Source organism: Prevotella pectinovora (genome assembly GCF_000834015.1).
GTDB classification, from domain to species: Bacteria; Bacteroidota; Bacteroidia; order Bacteroidales; family Bacteroidaceae; genus Prevotella; species Prevotella pectinovora.
In genome coordinates this window covers 173,923-191,369 of the sequence record NZ_JXQI01000062.1, presented here as the reverse complement: position 1 = coordinate 191,369, position 17,447 = coordinate 173,923, and the positions used below count along the sequence as shown (strand labels likewise).

At 47.5% G+C, this 17,447-nt stretch carries 13 protein-coding genes; 10 read left to right on the top strand and 3 right to left on the bottom strand.

All coding sequences use genetic code 11. The features are described from left to right. Positions 1-361 precede the first annotated feature (361 nt). The 9 genes from ST42_RS08735 (at position 362) to ST42_RS08695 (ending at position 13,072) form a co-directional block, all read left to right on the top strand. A complete protein-coding gene (locus ST42_RS08735; RefSeq protein WP_044073209.1) occupies positions 362-2,281 on the top strand; it encodes a DUF5686 family protein in 1,920 nt (639 codons plus the stop codon). 30 nt (positions 2,282-2,311) lie between these two features. Beyond that, on the top strand, positions 2,312-5,578 hold the full coding sequence (locus ST42_RS08730) for a UvrD-helicase domain-containing protein (RefSeq protein ID WP_044073208.1): 3,267 nt from the start codon (positions 2,312-2,314) through the stop codon (positions 5,576-5,578). A 20-nt stretch (positions 5,579-5,598) separates the two neighbouring features. Further along, a complete protein-coding gene (locus ST42_RS08725; RefSeq protein ID WP_044073207.1) occupies positions 5,599-8,466 on the top strand; it encodes a PD-(D/E)XK nuclease family protein in 2,868 nt (955 codons plus the stop codon). A 323-nt stretch (positions 8,467-8,789) separates the two neighbouring features. After that, positions 8,790-9,293 (top strand): DMP19 family protein, encoded by a 504-nt coding sequence (locus ST42_RS08720; protein WP_022315681.1) that lies wholly within the window; start codon positions 8,790-8,792, stop codon positions 9,291-9,293. Between the two features lie 113 nt (positions 9,294-9,406). Further along, positions 9,407-9,886, top strand: a complete 480-nt coding sequence (smpB, locus tag ST42_RS08715) for an SsrA-binding protein SmpB (RefSeq protein WP_022315683.1) — start codon at positions 9,407-9,409, stop codon at positions 9,884-9,886. A 48-nt stretch (positions 9,887-9,934) separates the two neighbouring features. Further along, positions 9,935-10,573 (top strand): HAD family hydrolase, encoded by a 639-nt coding sequence (locus ST42_RS08710; RefSeq protein WP_044073206.1) that lies wholly within the window; start codon positions 9,935-9,937, stop codon positions 10,571-10,573. A gap of 21 nt (positions 10,574-10,594) precedes the next feature. Beyond that, positions 10,595-11,455: a type I methionyl aminopeptidase gene (gene map, locus ST42_RS08705; protein ID WP_022315685.1), complete on the top strand. Its 861-nt coding sequence runs from the start codon at positions 10,595-10,597 to the stop codon at positions 11,453-11,455. 26 nt (positions 11,456-11,481) lie between these two features. Further along, positions 11,482-12,513 (top strand): tRNA (adenosine(37)-N6)-threonylcarbamoyltransferase complex transferase subunit TsaD, encoded by a 1,032-nt coding sequence (gene tsaD / locus ST42_RS08700; RefSeq protein WP_044073203.1) that lies wholly within the window; start codon positions 11,482-11,484, stop codon positions 12,511-12,513. Positions 12,514-12,529: 16 nt separating this feature from the next. Next, on the top strand, positions 12,530-13,072 hold the full coding sequence (locus ST42_RS08695) for a CinA family protein (protein ID WP_022315687.1): 543 nt from the start codon (positions 12,530-12,532) through the stop codon (positions 13,070-13,072). Between the two features lie 160 nt (positions 13,073-13,232). On the opposite strand, the gene ST42_RS08690 is transcribed toward ST42_RS08695, so the two are convergent. From ST42_RS08690 to ST42_RS08680, 3 genes are all read right to left on the bottom strand, one after another. Then, positions 13,233-13,691 carry a DUF4293 domain-containing protein gene (locus ST42_RS08690; RefSeq protein WP_022317247.1) on the bottom strand — a complete coding sequence of 153 codons (459 nt, stop codon included), beginning with the start codon at positions 13,689-13,691 and terminating at the stop codon, positions 13,233-13,235. 2 nt (positions 13,692-13,693) lie between these two features. After that, positions 13,694-14,020, bottom strand: coding sequence for a DNA-directed RNA polymerase subunit omega (locus ST42_RS08685; RefSeq protein ID WP_022317248.1), 327 nt, complete (start codon positions 14,018-14,020; stop codon positions 13,694-13,696). Between the two features lie 83 nt (positions 14,021-14,103). After that, the gene (locus ST42_RS08680; protein WP_044064564.1) at positions 14,104-14,928 is read right to left on the bottom strand and encodes an outer membrane protein assembly factor BamD; all 825 of its coding nucleotides are present in this window, start codon (positions 14,926-14,928) and stop codon (positions 14,104-14,106) included. 463 nt (positions 14,929-15,391) lie between these two features. Here ST42_RS08680 and uvrB point away from each other — a divergent pair, with 463 nt between their 5' ends. Further along, positions 15,392-17,446, top strand: a complete 2,055-nt coding sequence (gene uvrB, locus ST42_RS08675; RefSeq protein WP_042518582.1) for an excinuclease ABC subunit UvrB — start codon at positions 15,392-15,394, stop codon at positions 17,444-17,446. The last annotated feature ends 1 nt before the right edge of the window (position 17,447 follow it).

The window sequence follows — 17,447 nt, the reverse complement described above, 5'->3', positions numbered from 1 at the left end:
TCAACATTGACTATTGCATAGAGAATGTTGACGGACAGCTTGTTGTTATAAAGTAAACTTCATTTGGACTTTACAATTCTGCATTTTGCCATCCATATTGTTTGGAGGGCAAATGTAATATGCACCTATCGGAAATCTGGCATAACAAGAAAAACGACTGCCGCTTATCCCGAACTCAGGTATTTAGGAAAAAAAATCCTTGTTTATTTGCTTACTCGTCTCCTTGTAAACTTGAAAAAAATTCCATATCTTTGCATTTTAATCCGCGAACTGGAATTTCAGAGTTCTTCAGTACGAGAAATTGAAATTTGGAGTCTCATATATAAAATAAGGTGAGTTGAAAAGGAGAATCATCTTACTGATGTTTATTGTTTTCTGCGCGGCAGCCGGAGTCTTGGGGCGCGAAAGGAAAACAGATGTCGACAATCTCTTGCTTGACAGGATTTTCGACAAGGGCGACAGCTTGCTGCAATCCAGAACAGACACCTCTCTCTATATATATCACAATTTCAGAATCGACATAAAGAAGAGGAATTTCATTCTTAAACTCCTGCCGTCGATGTATCCCATAGCCAAAGGACGAAGGGAATATCAAGGAGAAAGACTGTTCAGACTAATTATGTCAAATAGAAAAATCAGAGACCTTCAGTCCGTGAGGTCAAGCGGCAACGTGCCACGCAACAAGGACGTGGTGTCGATGATGAAGATCCTGCTGCGGCCCAGAATCTACGGCGCCACGATATTCGACAGCTTCCTGCTCTCGCCGTTTGAGCGCACTAACAGGAGCTTCTACAGATACAAGACGGAGCACAACAAGACCACGGGGCTGATGAGAGTGGCGTTCCGACCACGCTTCAAGAACATACAGCTTGTGGCAGGCTCAGCCAACGTGGACTCGGCGGGCTGCATACACGAAGTGGAATTCAGAGGCACGATCGACGTGATGAAGTTTAGAATCCGCATCCTCATGCAGAAAGACCATCCGCCCATGCCCCACAGCAGCAACGTGAGGACACAGATGCGCTTTATGGGCAACAAGGTGGTGTCGGCATACAACGTGCTCTACCATCTGGACCCTGCCGCCATAGACACGCTCATAGCCCGCAGAACGCAGAACGACCCTACCCCCGACAGTGCCACGACTAGGCGCAACCGGAGAGAGAGCAGCTTATGGAAAGACCTGGGCAGCTATCTCATAGACAGACTGGGCGGCGATTTCGGAGGCAACATGAGGGGGAGCTTCAGAATGTCGCCCATAATAAACCCTCTCTATCTGGGCTACAGCAGCTACAAGGGAGTGACCTATCGCATAAAGCTCAACGGGAACCTAGATTTCAGCCCCAACGCAAGGCTCGGCATGGGTGCGAGGCTCGGATATTCATTCAAGCTCCGACAAGTGTATTTCAACATCCCGATGCGGCTCACACTCGGCAGGCGGCTGACCATAGAGACGGAATACGGAACGGGCAACCATATCTTCAATTCGGAAATCCTCACGCAGCTCAAGCATGAGTCGTACGACTCCATCAGATGGGAGAACCTGAGGCTCGACCTCTTCAAAGACATGTACTGGCGCCTGCGCACAAGTTTCCTCATCAACCCGAGGCTAAGGCTGGGTGCAGGATTCGCCTACCACAGGCGTACGGCGGTGGACCCGCAGGACTTCGCCGAAACGGGCAGGAAACCGAAGTATTACTCCTTCTCCCCCACCCTGCAGCTGGTATGGAGCCCGTGGCTGAATCGGGGCCCCGTACTGACCTACGACTATGAGCGGGGCATAAAGGGAGTGATACGGTCTGACATGAACTACGAGCGCATGGAAATAGACGCCTCGTGGAAAATACCCGTGATGAAACTCCGCGTACTATCGATGAAGATGGGATACGGAATATACACATCAAGAAGCAAGGGGGCCTACTTTCTGGACTACAGGAACTTCAGATACAATTCCATCCCAGAGGGATGGAACGACGACTGGACGGGGGAGTTCCAGCTACTGAACAAAAACTGGTATAACGCCTCGAAATACTACGTGAACAGCAATCTGACCTATGAGTCGCCCCTGCTGCTCGTGTCGAGAATACCATTCGTGGGAAAATTCATCGAGATGGAGAGGCTCTATTGCAACACACTCTTCACAGACAAGCTGCACCCCTATCTGGAGTGTGGCTACGGACTGACAAACCGTCTCTTCTCCATAGGGCTCTTCCTAGGGGTGAGCAACAAGCACTTCGAGGGCACTGGCATCAGAATGAGCATGGAGCTGTTCAGAGACTGGTGAATAAAAAAAAACGACAATAAAACCACACACATGAGTTCACTCACAGTTTACAAGGCAAGTGCCGGCAGCGGAAAGACATTCACGCTTGCCGTGGCATACATAAAGCTGCTCGTAGCCAATCCGGCAAGCTACAGAAACATCCTGGCCGTGACTTTCACAAACAAAGCCACAGAGGAGATGAAAACCAGAATACTGAGCCAGCTCTACGGAATATCACGAGGACTGGCCGAATCTGACGACTATCTGAAAAAGATAGCACTTGAGACACAGATGGCGGAAGACGACATCAGAAAAGCAGCCTCGGCAGCCCTCTCGCTCCTCATACACAACTACGACTATTTCCACGTGGAGACCATCGACACGTTCTTCCAGAGCGTGCTCAGGAACCTCGCGCGCGAACTGGACCTCTCGGCAAACCTCAGAGTGGAACTCAACGATACGGCGGTGGAAAACCAAGCAGTGGACCTCATGATAGAGGAACTCGACAGAAAGTCGCCCCTCTTCTCATGGATCGTGAGGTTCATAATGGAAAACATAGACAAAAACAACAGCTGGAACATCATCGGCTCGGTGAAGGATTTTGGACGGATGATATTCAACGACCAGTATCGCGAAATCGGGAAAGCAGTGAACGAAAAACTCTCCGACAGCAGATTCCTCACCTCCTACCGCACCAAGCTGCGAGCCGAAGAGATCGCCGCACGGGAAATTCTCAAGGAAACAAGCTCTGAATTCTTCAGGCTCATCGGCAAATACGGCATACAGGAAGAGGATTTCAAGGGCGGGCAGAGAAGCGGAATACAGAAATACTTCCACCGACTGGCCGAAGACGACCTCAGCGACAGGAATTTCATACCGAAGACCGTGGCAAACTGCATGGAAAGCGAAGAGAACTGGGTTGCGAAAACCAACAAAAACCGCGACCTCATAATACGGGCAGCACGCGAGAGCCTCATGCCCCTCCTCGAGAGGGCGGAAAAGGAAAGGACGACAGCCGCGACAATAGTGAACTCCGTGGCCGCCACGCTCAAGAACATCAACAACCTCAGACTGCTCAGAGACATAGAAAACAAGGTGAAGGAGATGAACGCCGAGGCAAACAGATTCCTGCTCAGCGACACGCAACACCTGCTGCGAATGATGATAAACGACTCCGACTCGCCATTCATCTTCGAGAAGATAGGAACACATCTCAACCACATCATGATAGACGAATTCCAGGACACGAGCGTAGTGCAATGGAACAACTTCAAGGTGCTGCTCGGCGAATGTCTGAGCCATGCCAAGACCACGCCCCCGGGAGTGACAGACAACCTCATAGTGGGAGACATAAAGCAGAGCATCTACAGATGGAGAGCCGGAGAATGGAGTCTGCTCAGCAATATCGCAGAAGCATTCCCCGGATACTCCGTTAACGTAGAATCGCTCGACACCAACTACCGTTCCGAGCAGAACATCATCCGCTTCAACAACGCATTCTTCCGCTCTGCCATAGCCGCCGAATTCGCCAACGAAAGCAATACAGACCAGAACAATGCGCAGCAGATAAACACAGCCTATGCCGACGTGGAGCAGAAGACGATAAAGAGAGAAGCCAAGGGACTCGTGAGCGTCAGGCTGCTGCCAGCCGAAGGCTACGAAGAAAACACGTTCGCCATACTGGCAGACACCATACACGAACTGCTGCAAAGAGGAGTGAGGCAGCGCGACATAGCTATACTGCTGCGCTCAAACAGATACATACCCGTGCTGGCAAACTATTTCACGGAATGCCATCCCGACATAAACATCGTGAGCGATGAGGCTTTCAGACTCGACCACTCGGTCGCCGTGTGCTGCATCATAGATGCCCTGCGCTATCTGTATGGCGGAGACGACGTGCTCACGAGAGCCTGTCTGACAAAGAAATATTCGCTCGCCACAGGCAACGACACATTCTCCGGCAGTCAAATGACAAATATGAAAGACCAGGGCGACAATCTGCTGCCCGAGGAATATACCGCACACCAGGAAGAGCTGAAAGAACTGCCGCTCTTCGAACTCTGCGAGGAGCTGCTCCATATCTTCAGGCTCGACCGCATGAAGGAGGACGGAGCATATATCTGCGCATTCTTCGACTATCTCAACGCATACATCAAAGATATGTCGGCAGACGTGGCGGGATTCCTCAGAGAGTGGGACGAAAACCTGCACTCGAGAACCATACAGACCGACGACATCGACGGACTCAGGATAATCAGCATACACAAGAGCAAGGGACTGGAATTCGACAACGTGATAATCCCGTTCTGCGACTGGAAGCTGGAACTATACGGAAACAATATCTGGTGTCATCCCGCCGTGGAGCCGTTCAGCCAGCTGCCCCTCATCCCCATCAGCTATTCACCCACACTCGCAAAGTCTATCTATGCCGACGACTACAAGTATGAGCACATGCAGAACACGATAGACAACCTCAACCTGCTCTACGTAGCTTTCACCCGACCGAAGAAGAATCTCTTTGTCGTCGGCAAGCGCAACGCGGCAGGAACACGCTCCATGCTCATAGAGCAGAGCCTGGTGGAAACGGCACAGTCACTAAAAGGAGCCACAATAGAAGGCAAGGACGACAACAGTACAGAACTCACGTTCACATACGGAGAATTCTGCCCTGGCAAGACTAAAGAGGAGGACAAGAAGTCGGGAAACGTGTTCCTGAAGCAGGACATCTCCGTGGCTGCCACCATAGAACACCACGAAATACCACTGGAGTTCAGACAAAGCAACAACAGCAAGAAATTCATACAGGAGAACAACGGAGAAGAACAGGAAGAAAACACGGAGCCGAAAGCCGACTATATCAGCACGGGAAACATACTGCACCAGATATTCTCTGGCATCAAGACGGCAGCCGACGTGGAATCCGAGCTCGACAGGTTTGAAGCAGAAGGAATACTCTATGGAGACAACCTGGACCGGGAGAAGCTGCAGAGCCTGCTCAACGGATACCTGACGGGAAACGAACTCGTGGCTGACTGGTTCTCGCCCCGATGGACGCTCTTCAACGAATGCACGATAATCTGCGAGGAAACCGACGAAAAGACCGGAAAGAAGGAAATCGTGGCACGACGACCCGACCGTGTGATGAAAGACGGCGACGAAGTGGTTGTGGTGGACTTCAAGTTCGGAAAGCCCAACGAAAAATATGCCACCCAGGTGAGACAATACATCGGATACCTCAGACAGATGGGCTACGCCAATGTGAGAGGATACATCTGGTATGTATTCAGGAAAGAAATAAAAGAGGTGGAAAAGTAAAAAACAATACATTGGAAAATATGAAAACATTCCTACAGATAGTAGCACAGGATATAATAAGAAAATACGGAAATGACCTGTCGCGCATAGCGATAATCTTCCCGAACAAAAGAGCCTCGCTATTTCTCAACGAAGAACTCTATAGATGTGCCGGCAAGCCCGTGTGGGCGCCAAACTACCTCACCATCAGCGAACTCTTCCGCAAGTATTCCAAGGCAGAAGTGGGAGACCCCATAAAGCTGGTCTGCGACCTGTATAAAAGCTTCGTCAAGATAACAGGCAAAGACGAGACGCTCGACCACTTCTACGACTGGGGTAGAATGCTCATAAGCGATTTCGACGACATAGACAAGAACATGGCTGATGCTGACAAGCTCTTTGCCAACGTGGCCGACATCCATGAATTCGACGACGCTTCTTATCTCACGGAAGAGCAGAAGGAGATTCTCAAAACCTTCTTCAGCAATTTCTCCGAAGACCATAACACAAGGCTGAAAGAACTCTTCCTATCGCTATGGACAAAGCTCAAGGACATATACAACGATTTCAGAGAAAGACTTGCCAGCCAAGGACTTGCATACGAGGGAATGCTGTATAGAGAAGTGATAGAAAATGGCGGAATAGAAAAAGAATTCGACAAATACATCTTCGTGGGATTCAACCTGCTGCAGAAAGTAGAACACCGCCTCTTCCGACATTTCAAGGAAGAAGGCGCAGCCGAGTTCTATTGGGACTACGACGAGTTTTACTGCAACCCGAAACGCACAGCCTCAAGCCACAAGGAAGCGGGAAAATACATCTCAATGTATCTTTCGGAACTGGGAAACTCCCTGCCGCAGGAGGACTACGGGGCGGCTTACGACAACTTCTCAGCCGACAAGACAATATCATTCATAAAAGCCAAGACGGAGAACATACAGGCAAGATTCGTCAGCGAATGGCTGAGGCAAGACGGACGCTACAAGGAAGGCAGGCGCACGGCAGTGGTGATGTGTGACGAAGGGCTGCTCACGGGCATAATGTATGCAATACCGGAAGAGGTGGAAAACATAAACATCACCACGGGCTACCCCCTATCGCAGGCCCCGGTGTCATCATTCGTGTCGCAGCTGCTCGACCTGCAGACCATCGGACTGAGGACCGACAACGGATTCAGAATCTCCTTCATCCGTAGTCTGCTCACACATCCATTCACCAAATATCTATCCGCAAAAGCCTCAGAACTGCTGAAGGAGCTACAGGTGAAGCGGATTCTATATCCGAAAAACGAAGAGCTTTGGGCAGACAACAGTCTCAAGGCGCTCTTCCTGCCGATGGACTCCAACCTGAAGCTCATGCAATGGCTACTGAACATACTGAAAAACATAGCCGGGAAAAATGAAGACGTGCTCTTCGTTGAGTCGGTATTCAATATGTACACGCTCATAAACAGGATAAAGGGACTCGTGGAGGCAGGCGAACTTGATGTGGACAGGATAACAATACAGAAGCTCCTCAAGCAGCATATCGCAGCCACATCGATACCATTCCACGGAGAACCGGCGATAGGAATACAGATAATGGGAGTGCTGGAAACGAGGAACCTGGACTTTGACCACGTGCTGCTGCTCTCATGCAATGAGGGGAACATGCCAAAGGGAATAAGGGATTCGTCATTCATCCCCTACTCCATACGAAAGGCCTACGGGCTGACAACGGTGGACAACAAGGTGGCCATCTATTCCTACTATTTCTACAGGCTGCTGCAGCGGGCGAAAGACATCACGATTGCATACAACACATCGACGGAAAACGGCAACAAAGGCGAAATGAGCCGCTTCATGCTCCAGCTCATGGTGGAGAGCAGACACGAGATAAACAGGCTCTCGCTGCATGTGGGACAAAGTTCGGTGGAGAAAATCGCCGTAAGGTTTGAGAAGGACGACAACGTGATGAAAATCCTTTCAGCCTACGGCTCCCTCTCGCCAACGGCTCTCAACAGATACCTGCGATGCCCGATGCAGTTCTACTTCAACAACATAGCCGGAATAAGGGAGCCCGACGAGGACATAGAGGAACAGCTCACGAGCAGGGCGTTCGGAAACATATTCCATAATGTGCTCGAAGAAATATACAAGGACTTTGCCGGGAACGGCAAGATGATAACTTCTGAAGTGATAAAACAACTCTCTGAAACACAGAACATCGAGGCCGTGGTGGACAGGATGTTCCAGAAAGAGATGTTCGGAAGCGACGAACGGCTGTGGCGCAAGCTCCACTACAACGGAATGCAGCTCATCAGCCGCACGGTACTCATAAAATACGTGAAGCGGCTTCTCGACATCGATCTGGAACTGACGCCCTTCAGCATCGTGGCACTCGAAAAAGACATGTTCATGAATCTGGACGTGAATACCGACGAGGGAGTAAGGAAAGTGAAGGTGGGAGGAAGAATCGACCGCCTCGACATGGTGAACGACCCCAAGACGGGAAGGCAGACCATCAGAGTGATAGACTACAAGACGGGCGGAAGCGACATAAAGACTCCTGTAGCCACCATCGGAGAGATATTCTCTGCCGACGAAGCCGGCGGAAAGAAACACACAGACTATTATCTGCAGGCGATGCTCTACTCGATGATAGCCCGAAACGACAGGAAACTGAATCCCCAGGCGCTGCCAGTCAGTCCGGCACTAATATTCATCCAACGTGCATTCGGGGAGAACTACGACCCAGTGATCTCGCTGGGCAGACAGAGAATCAACGATGTGGAAGAATATCAGGCGGAGTTCGGAGAGGGGCTGAAAGCCCTTGTGGCAAACATATACGACAGGAAAGAAGCCTTCGCGCCTACCGCCAATCTGAAAATCTGCACATATTGCCCATACAAGCCCTTGTGCGGCAGATAGCGGAAAGGCTAAGACTCCAACCTTCACTTAGGTCGGAATCTTGCCCTCAACAGTAATTGATGCTCAATAGTAACCATCCCTCCCCGACAATCAGGACTCAAGGGTAACCGTCCATCCCCTATAAGGGGGGGGGAGGTTAGGTGGGGACTGAAGTAGTAGTAAGACCGTGGTTGCTCGTTTTTGGCAACTCTTGTGACCATTGGGAGTTATCCTGGCAATTAGAATTGCCGCAGATGGCTACTTGAGCAAAAAAATCATTCAAGATAGCTTATACTGCGATATTTTACGTAACTTTGCAAAAAAATAGAAAGACAGACAGTTATATGAATGTTGTTATCAAGGAAACGGATATAATAAAGGCAGCCAACGAAGGCATGGACGAGTTCGTCAACCTGTTCTCAAATGCCATACTCGACAGCATCGGGGGAAGTCTCACGGCTGAAAACATGGCAGAGCTTTCGGCAGACCAAATCACGCTTCTGGCTTATATCTGGCTGAGAGACGAAGTGATGGACGGAGGATTCGTGCAGCTCATACACAACGGCTACGGACCATTCATATTCGACAACCCATTCGCAAGGGCGATGAAACAATGGGGACTTCGGGATTTCTCAAAATTACTGTATTCGGCAAGAAAACTATACAATGAAAACAAGGAGGAAATAGAAAGAGAATGCAGCGATGAGGAGTTCATGGCTCTGTTTGAAAGATTCCCTGACTTTGATGATTTCGACGACACGTTCGTGGAAAACGAAGAGGAATGGACTTCAGAAATCGCCCATTACATCGATGGACACATCGATGAATTCGCAAAAATCGAACAGTAAAAGCATCCATATTGTCTGTAGTCTTGACAACACACTTATTATTTCAGTCCACAGACTGTAGTCTTGGCTGAATATAGTCTTGACGACATAATGAATTAGAAGAAAAACGTTTTATGAATAAAGAACAGGAATTGTTGAGAAAGAAAAGTCCTGTGAGCATACGCAACAAAAAGGCTTCTTTCGAATATTTCTTCGTAGACACATACACGGCAGGAATAGTGCTGACAGGAACGGAGATAAAGTCCATACGTATGGGCAAGGCTTCGCTCGTGGATACATTCTGCTATATACACAACGGGGAAATATGGGTGAAAGGAATGAATATATCGCCTTATTTCTATGGCTCTTACAACAATCATGAGAGCAAGCGTGACAGGAAACTTCTCTTGAACAAAAAAGAAATCCACAATCTGCAGGAAGACACAAAGCAGGTGGGCTTCACCATCATACCGACGCTCCTCTTCATCGACGACCATGGAAGGGCTAAGCTCGACATAGCCCTATGCCGCGGAAAGAAAGAATTTGACAAGCGTCAGACTCTCAAAGAGAAAGAAGACAGAAGAGAAATGGACAGGGCAAGGAAAAGATTCTGACAAATGTAGAAAGATATTTTGTCGGATGCAAGAGAAAATCCCTTTGATATGAAAATAAAGAATATAATGTTTGACTTGGGTGGCGTGATAATGACCATCGACCAGCCAAGTGCAGTAAAGAGATTCAAGGAAATAGGACTGGAGGACGCAGATCGGCGCCTTGACCCCTATACCCAGAGCGGAATATTCGGAGACCTGGAAGAAGGAAAGATCACGGCTGAAGAATTTATCCGCGAACTCAGCAAGCTCTGCCACAGGGAACTGACTTTCGATGAATGCAAATACGCATGGAGAGGATACACGAAAGAGGTGCCTCTCAGAAACATAAAAGTCCTGGACAAACTTAAAAGCATGGGCTACAGACTGATTCTCATCTCAAACACAAACCCTTTCATGATGAGCTGGGGGATGAGCGACGGCTTCTCAGGCGACGGACGAAGCATAGCAGATTTCTTCGATTCTCTATACATGAGCTTCAAGATGAAGATGATGAAGCCGAACAGGAAAATGTTTGAGGAAATCATTTCTAAAGAAAGTATTCTGCCAGAGGAAACTCTCTTCGTTGACGACGGACCGGCAAATATAGAAATGGGAAAGAATCTGGGATTCAAGACGCTCTGCCCCCAAAACGGAGAGGATTGGACGAAGGAGCTCCTTGACGCCCTTGAAGCTCTGAACGCAAGATAGAAGATCAAAACTTAATATATCATGTTTAAGAAGAAAAGAAGATGGCATTGTCTGTCAGGACAAGAGCCAACTGAGCTTGACAAGAAGGTAATGTATTGGGAAAACAAAGGTAAAGAGGTTCCGACACGTGACCTCATCCGAACTCCCGAAGAAATAGAAGGAATAAAGCGTAGCGGCATCGTCAACACAGGAGTGCTCGACGAAGTGGCAAAACAGATACATGCCGGCATGAACACTCTGGAGATTGACAAAATCTGCTATGACTATTGCGTAGACCATGGCGCAACTCCAGCATGCCTCAATTATGAAGGTTACCCCAAAAGCGTGTGTACGAGCATCAATGAAGTGGTGTGCCACGGAATACCTAAGGAGGAGGATGTCTTGCAGGAGGGCGACATCGTCAACGTTGACTTCACCACAATACTTGACGGATATTTCGCCGACGCCTCACGAATGTTCATCATCGGCAAGACTACTCCTGAGAAGGAGCAGCTCGTGAGAGTGGCAAAGGAATGCCTCGAAATTGGAGCTGAAGCGGCAAAGCCGTATTCTTTCGTCGGAGATATAGGTCACGCAATACAGAAACATGCTGAGAAATACCACTACGGTGTGGTAAGAGACCTGTGTGGACACGGTGTGGGACTGAAATTCCACGAAGAGCCTGAGGTACTGCATTTCGGACATCGTGGAACAGGAATGCTACTCGTGCCAGGCATGGTTTTCACCATCGAGCCGATGATCAATATGGGAACATGGCAGGTATTCATCGATGAAGACGATGAATATGGATGGGAAGTAATCACGGGTGACGAAAAACCGAGCGCACAATGGGAGCACACTTTTCTAATGACTGAACATGGAGTGGAGATTCTCACCCACTAAAGGCTGAGGCTTGAAAATTTCTGATTATGGAACAAAAGGATATATATATATTAGGAATAGAAAGCAGCTGCGACGATACTTCGGCTGCTGTCTTGAAAAACGGAGTGCTGCTGAGCAATGTCACGGCTTCGCAAGATGTGCACATGGCATATGGCGGCGTTGTTCCTGAACTTGCGTCGAGAGCACATCAGCAAAACGTCGTGCCCGTGGTTGACCAGGCTATAAAAAGAGCCGGTATAACCAAAGAACAACTGTCGGCTGTGGCTTTCACAAGAGGTCCGGGCCTTATGGGCTCGCTGCTCGTGGGCGTAAGTTTTGCCAAAGGCTTCGCACGCTCGTTGGACATTCCGCTAATCGACGTGAACCATCTCCAGGGTCATGTCATGGCTCACTTCATAAAAGAAAGCGATGACGACAACTCTGCTCCCCCACTCCCGTTCTTATGTCTGCTCGTAAGCGGCGGAAACTCACAGATAGTCAAGGTGAACTCATACAAGGACATGGAGCTACTGGGACAGACTATCGACGATGCTGCCGGCGAAGCAATAGACAAATGCTCAAAGGTGATGGGACTCGGATATCCGGGCGGTCCTATCATAGACAAGCTGGCACGCAAGGGAAACCCCTTGGCATATAAGTTCGCTGAGCCTCATATAGCCAATCTGGACTACAGCTTCAGCGGACTCAAGACTTCTTTCCTCTATAGTCTACGTGAATGGATAAAGGACGATCCGGAATTCATCGAACATCACAAGGAGGACATCGCGGCAAGTCTTGAGCATACGATAGTGGACATCTTGATGAAGAAACTTCGTCTAGCCGTGAAGCAGACGGGCATAAAGCACGTGGCTGTGGCAGGAGGCGTGAGTGCGAACAACGGACTGCGGAATGCTTTCAAAGACCATGCGAAACGTTATCATTGGGATATCTACATCCCAAAGTTCAGCTATACAACCGACAATGCGGCCATGATAGCCATAACGGGATATTATAAATATATGGACAAGGAATTCTGTCCGATAGACGCTCCGGCGTTTTCTAAAGTAACGTTCAAATAAAACAAAATCAAACACAATGGGTTTCGAAAACAAAATACTTAGTAGAGAGATCAGCCAACTGATATGGGAAAACGGCAAAACCCTCGGTACTGCTGAGAGTTGCACCGGCGGACGTATCGCAGAGTCTATCATCGCCATGCCAGGTGCTTCCAATTATTTCAAGGGGGGGATCGTTTCCTATACCAATGAGATAAAGGAGAGAATCCTCGGCATCAGCCACAATCTTCTGGAAGAGAAGACTGCCGTATGCGAGGATGTAGCGATAGAGATGGTGAAAGGCGCCATAAAGGTTCTTGATGTTGACTATGCCATTTCGGCAACCGGTTTTGCCGGTCCTGGCGGAGGCACGGGCGATATTCCGGTGGGTACGATCTGGCTTGCCTGCGGCAACAAGGATGATATCGTGACAATGAAGCTGGAAGACGACTTCGGCAGAGACATAAATCTTGCAAATGCCACGACAAAGGCTCTTCAGATGTTTCTGCAATATCTGCTCGACCGAAGCGAAAAAAGCGATGATGACGGCGAACCGACTCCGACATTTGGAGTTGTGGAATGATTAAGAAACTATCATCAAAGTCATACAAACATAAAGGGAGCCATATCAAAGAAAAATATTGATATGACTCCCTTTAACTATATTTTACTTGACAGGAATGATAATTCTTGCTTACAGCAGACAGACCGCTAACATCATTCCATGTCATTATATAAGATTTTCATCTTATTCTGTCGGCTGCACGGATAAGAGCCTCGTCTGCCTTTATGGCTTTGCGGGCCATGAATATCAATATCATTGAAACCAATGGCAGTACTGATACAAAACCGATTTTGAAGTCTGCATCCAACTCCCCTTTGAACATCCATGCGAAAACAGCATAAGCTATATACCATACGACTATGAGCAAATTGTTCCATCCGCAAAGCTTTATCTGCAATTTTCTGTTGTTAAACTTGAATATAGTGAAGAAGCTTGTAACAGTAGCCAGGAGCAATATGCAGAAGAGAGGACATACAGTATAGCTTACGCTTCCGTTGCCGTATTGAATCCACAGATTATACATTGCCGTATCCACTCCAAGATTCTTGGGATGAAATACTCCTATGGGAAGACACAAGCATACAATCGTCAGAATAGCCGCTACCAAGAGGAAAACGGACTGTTTGCGCTGTATCATATTTAGTTGTTGTCTTTTGATGGGTCGCGCCAATAAATCTTTCCCTCAACGAATTCCTGGGTAGCAAGCAATGTTGGCTTTGGAAGTTTCTCGTAGTAACGGGAAATCTCTATCTGCTCACGGTTCTCGAATACTTCCTCAAGGCTGTCATTGTAGGAAGCAAACTCTGCCAGCTTCTTGCTGAGATCCTGCTTGATCTCAATTGAAATCTGGTTGGCACGTTTGCCGATGATGGCTACACTCTCGTAAATATTATCGGTCTCATCGCAAAGATCCATAATATTGCGCGTAACGGTATTTACCGGTGCTTTTGACTTTTTGTAATCCATTCTTTAAAATTATTATTATTGTTTTCTGTTTTTATTCTCAAGATGGCAAGACCACTTGCTCGAAATGGAGGCCGTACCGATTGTTAGTCTTTAACGTATTTCTTGCAGATATTGATGTATTTCTCAGCCAGGCTGCGGCTCTTGGAGTCTGGATATTCGTTAATGAATCCATAGCATTCATCCTCTGCGTCTCTATAGCGGTCGATGCGTTTTGACTCTACGCTCTGTTCTGCCAACTCGAACTTACTCTTAACGATAAGCAACGCGAAGTCTTCTCTCAGTTCGCTGTACGGATAGTCGTTCAGCGCATTCTGCGCTGTGATGATACATGCCTGATAATTGCTGCCTCCGTTAGTGCAGTTGCCGAAATATGTTCCGAGATTATAATACAGCTGTGCGGAATATAATTCTTTCTTTACCAACTTATCCTGCAACTGGAAGAGTCTGGCCTGCGCTTTGTCTTTCATCCTGGCATCCTGAAACAAATCCATATAATCCTGAAAGGCCGATATGGCTGACACCGTCTGAGACTGGTCAAGACGAGGTTCCGGAGTGCACATATACAGACTTTCGCCGATGTAGTAAGAAGCAAGTTCTGCATACATGCCCTTAGGATACGACTTGTAATACTTCTTGAAATATTCAGCAGCGGTTTCATAGTCTTTGTCCTTGAACTCAGCCATTGCCAACATGAAGAGAGACTCCTCAGCATTGTCTGTACCCTTCTGTATTGTCACAAGCTCCCGCAGAAGTGTCGTGGCCTTGACATATTTGCCACGAGCATAGCACTCCTTGGCATACTCGTATTTCAAATCGTTGTCTGTCGACTTATATATCTGGTTGAATTGGTTCACGCAACTCGTGAAAAGGAGCATCGCTCCGGCCATTACGACGATTATCTTTTTCATATAAGCAAATTAATTCGAGTTGCAAAAATACACATAATAATTTATACTTCAAAATATTAGCTTTCGATTTACCTGAAATATCCGCATTTTTAGCCGTTTATTCGATTTTTTACAATTCCTTAAACACAAAACGGCGATTAGGGCTTGCTTGTATTTTGTTTTTTAGGAGAGTGGATTTTGTTTGGCTTTTAACCCAGACACGAATAAACCGCAATGCAATGAGGACATTTACAATCAACAGTATTACGTATAAGAAAACGCTTGTCTACAGGGCAAGAACTATAGGAATACAACTATGGAAGCGGCAAGTTGCAACTGCGAATACGGCTTTTCCTTGATATTCCCAAAAAGTTAATTCTCCATCTCCTTTGTGGCTTATGATAAAATGAGTACTTTTGCAATTCGGACATGTTCTTCGCCTTTTGAAGTCATGCTTAACAACATAAGGAAGAATCATTAAACGATGGATAAATTCACTCTCACTTCTAAATACCAGCCAACTGGTGACCAGCCTGAAGCAATCCGCCAGCTCACCGACGGATTGAATAATGGAGACAAGGCACAGGTGCTGCTTGGCGTAACGGGTTCAGGTAAGACATTTACAGTAGCAAACGTAATTGCCAACGTGAACCGCCCTACTCTTGTGCTTAGCCATAACAAGACATTGGCTGCACAGTTGTATGAAGAGATGAAAGGATTCTTCCCGGAAAATGCCGTGGAATATTATGTTTCATATTATGATTATTACCAGCCAGAAGCATATCTTCCGCAGACAGATACATATATAGAGAAAGACCTTGCCATCAATGAAGAGATAGACAAGCTGAGGCTGTCTGCCGTGTCTGCGTTGCTCTCTGGAAGAAAGGATGTCATTGTAGTGTCTTCCGTTTCATGCATTTACGGTATGGGTGGTCCTGCTGCCATGGCGCAAAGCGTGATAACGGTCAAACGAGGACAGGTTCTTTCGCGCAACATGTTCCTTCGCCGTCTTGTAGACTCGCTTTATGTGAGGAACGACTTGGAGCTGCAGCGTGGCAATTTCAGGGTTAAAGGCGACACAGTGGACATATTCATGGCATATAGCGACAACGTGTTGCGCGTTACGTTCTGGGATGACGAAATCGATTCCATCGAGGAAGTTGACTCTGTAACGTTCCACAAACTTGCATCATTCAACGAGTATCAGATTTATCCAGCCAATCTGTTCATTACTTCAAAGGAACAGACACAGGAAGCCATCAGCGAAATATCCAAAGATCTTGACGAACGCATTGAATTCTTTAACGAAATTGGCGACAACATTAAGGCACAGAGAATTAAAGAGCGTGTAGAATATGATATTGAGATGATAAAAGAGCTTGGACATTGTTCTGGAATAGAGAATTATTCAAGGTATTTTGACGGACGCTCGGCAGGTGACAAGCCTTATTGTCTTTTGGACTTCTTCCCTAAAGATTATCTCATGGTCATTGACGAAAGCCACGTCAGCGTGCCTCAAATAAGAGCAATGTATGGTGGCGACAGGGCACGCAAGCAGAATCTCGTGGAGTTTGGCTTCAGACTACCTGCCGCATTCGACAACCGTCCTCTGAAGTTTGAGGAATTTCAAGAAATGACAAATCAGGTGATTTACGTATCTGCCACTCCCGCAGACTTTGAACTGCAGGAAGCAGAAGGTGTCGTAGTGGAACAGGTGATACGCCCTACAGGACTGTTGGATCCGGAGATTGAAGTGAGGCCAAGCGAGAATCAGATTGACGACCTGATGAACGAAATACTGATGCGTTGCGAAAAAGATGAGCGTGTGCTGGTGACCACTCTGACAAAGCGTATGGCGGAAGAGCTGACTGAATATCTTTTGAACCATGAAGTGAGGGCAAATTATATACATAGCGACGTGGCAACTCTTGACCGTGTGAAGATAATGAATGATTTGCGGGCCGGTCTCTTCGATGTCCTGGTTGGTGTGAACCTTTTGCGCGAAGGACTTGATCTGCCGGAAGTGTCATTGGTTGCCATTCTCGATGCTGACAAAGAAGGGTTTCTGCGTTCTCATCGCTCGTTGACACAGACTGCGGGTCGTGCTGCACGAAATGTTAATGGCAAAGTCATCATGTATGCTGACACCATCACAGAAAGCATGCAATTGACAATCGACGAGACGGAACGTCGCAGAATGAAACAAATGGCGTATAACAAGGAACATCATCTCACGCCAAAGAAAATCGAGAAGGAAATCAAGACAAGCGCCCTGGGAGTCCAACGCAATGGCTCTAATGAAATGGAAACAAAGGTTGGACACAAGACCACCACGTACGCTCCATACGTTGAAAAAGATTCGTTGGCATTTGCAGCTGATCCTATAATGATGAAGATGAGCAAGGCTGAAATCGAGACAAGCATTGCCGACACTACGGAATTGATGAAGAAGGCTGCAAAGAATCTTGACTTCATTCAGGCTGCGCAATACAGAGATGAGATATTGCGCATGGAGAAATTATTGGATGAGAAGCGATAAA

Bases quoted from the DNA above. Each gene is read 5' to 3' on its own strand.
- ST42_RS08735 (WP_044073209.1), top strand. From the start codon at position 362: ATGTTTATTGTTTTCTGCGCGGCAGCCGGAGTCTTGGGGCGCGAAAGG.
- ST42_RS08730 (WP_044073208.1), top strand. From the start codon at position 2,312: ATGAGTTCACTCACAGTTTACAAGGCAAGTGCCGGCAGCGGAAAGACA.
- ST42_RS08725 (WP_044073207.1), top strand. From the start codon at position 5,599: ATGAAAACATTCCTACAGATAGTAGCACAGGATATAATAAGAAAATAC.
- ST42_RS08720 (WP_022315681.1), top strand. From the start codon at position 8,790: ATGAATGTTGTTATCAAGGAAACGGATATAATAAAGGCAGCCAACGAA.
- smpB (WP_022315683.1), top strand. From the start codon at position 9,407: ATGAATAAAGAACAGGAATTGTTGAGAAAGAAAAGTCCTGTGAGCATA.
- ST42_RS08710 (WP_044073206.1), top strand. From the start codon at position 9,935: ATGAAAATAAAGAATATAATGTTTGACTTGGGTGGCGTGATAATGACC.
- map (WP_022315685.1), top strand. From the start codon at position 10,595: ATGTTTAAGAAGAAAAGAAGATGGCATTGTCTGTCAGGACAAGAGCCA.
- tsaD (WP_044073203.1), top strand. From the start codon at position 11,482: ATGGAACAAAAGGATATATATATATTAGGAATAGAAAGCAGCTGCGAC.
- ST42_RS08695 (WP_022315687.1), top strand. From the start codon at position 12,530: ATGGGTTTCGAAAACAAAATACTTAGTAGAGAGATCAGCCAACTGATA.
- ST42_RS08690 (WP_022317247.1), bottom strand. From the start codon at position 13,691: ATGATACAGCGCAAACAGTCCGTTTTCCTCTTGGTAGCGGCTATTCTG.
- ST42_RS08685 (WP_022317248.1), bottom strand. From the start codon at position 14,020: ATGGATTACAAAAAGTCAAAAGCACCGGTAAATACCGTTACGCGCAAT.
- ST42_RS08680 (WP_044064564.1), bottom strand. From the start codon at position 14,928: ATGAAAAAGATAATCGTCGTAATGGCCGGAGCGATGCTCCTTTTCACG.
- uvrB (WP_042518582.1), top strand. From the start codon at position 15,392: ATGGATAAATTCACTCTCACTTCTAAATACCAGCCAACTGGTGACCAG.